Origin of the sequence: Paenibacillus turicensis (assembly GCF_050461185.1) — a bacterium.
Classification (GTDB): Bacteria; Bacillota; Bacilli; order Paenibacillales; family Paenibacillaceae; genus Fontibacillus; species Fontibacillus turicensis_A.
Map to the genome: position 1 here is coordinate 1 of NZ_JBCMOR010000003.1, position 1,152 is coordinate 1,152.

Here is a 1,152-nt window from a genome sequence, read left to right on the forward strand (position 1 = left end):
CGTACAATAACAATTATGCGACCTTTCTATGAGTCTATCATGAAAAAAATGGAATGCTTTGTTGTTAATACATATTATAGGACATTTGCGTGGATGTCGTATAGTCAAAAAGTATCAAAAATAGACAAAAAGCACTATATTATTTGATATATTCGTCTAAACTATCCTGAACGAAATCAGGAGCGGCTTTTTTTAACTGTTCTACAGTATGTAGGTAACGTTGCGTTGTATTGATATGAGTGTGCCCTAATGTTTCTTGTACCTGTTGCAATGACGCCCCTTCTAATAATGCTAGTGTTGCATTTGTGTGTCTTAACCAGTGAGGGGTTGGCTTTTTAGTTAACTTACAACGTTCACCAGCCGCTTTAATAATTCTTTCTACCTGTCTAGTTGTAATAGGAAACAAAAGAAAATCTTCACTTGGCTCCTCGAGTTTAGAAGCTGCAAACGTATGCTCCTTAAACAATTCCCATAATCTTTTCGGTACTTTAACCTCCCTTGTCTTGCCACGCTTAGCTTGCGTAATTGTTAACCAAATAGACTTACCCAATGCATCTGTATGAAAATCTCCCCATTTGATCCGCGTTAACTCAGAAACACGTAATCCCAGAAGGACTAAGGACAAGCCAATTAAATAATTTCTTAGACTGTCATTATAAAGAACGTCTAAAAGTTGTCCAACTTCACGCTTTGTTAAATAATTTCTTCGACTTGTGATTGTTGTGGGCGGAATTCGAGTGGTTAAGGTAGGATTTGTAGCGAATAGCCCTATTCCATCCTCGCTTCCCCATTTGTAAAATGATTTTAAGGGAGCGATAAAAGCAGCGATACTCGCAGGTGCCAGCGCCCTTCCATCTTCCCTATAATTAGCTTGACTTAGATACAGTTTATATGCCTCAATTTCCCGCCAAGTTACATCTCTAAGCTTTTTCCCCGCAATAAATTTAGAAAAATGATAAAGGGCACGAGCATAATTTTTGCGTGTATTAGGTGCATTCGTACACACTGATAAGAACATTTGAATAATCTGCTCATCACTATATGTCGTTTCATGCGGATAGGTGTCTAATGATGTAATAAAATTTGAATTTAATTCCATCCGATATGCCTCCTGTTGTCATATTCGTGTCGCATAATTGTTATTGTACGACA

The 1,152-nt window shown here is 37.5% G+C and carries 1 protein-coding gene; it reads right to left on the reverse strand.

Going from position 1 to position 1,152, the window contains the following annotated elements:
* Positions 1 to 139 precede the first annotated feature (139 nt).
* Entirely contained in the window at positions 140 to 1,099 is a 960-nt protein-coding gene (locus ABE099_RS01720; protein WP_430026861.1) for a tyrosine-type recombinase/integrase, read from the reverse strand.
* Positions 1,100 to 1,152: the final 53 nt, after the last annotated feature.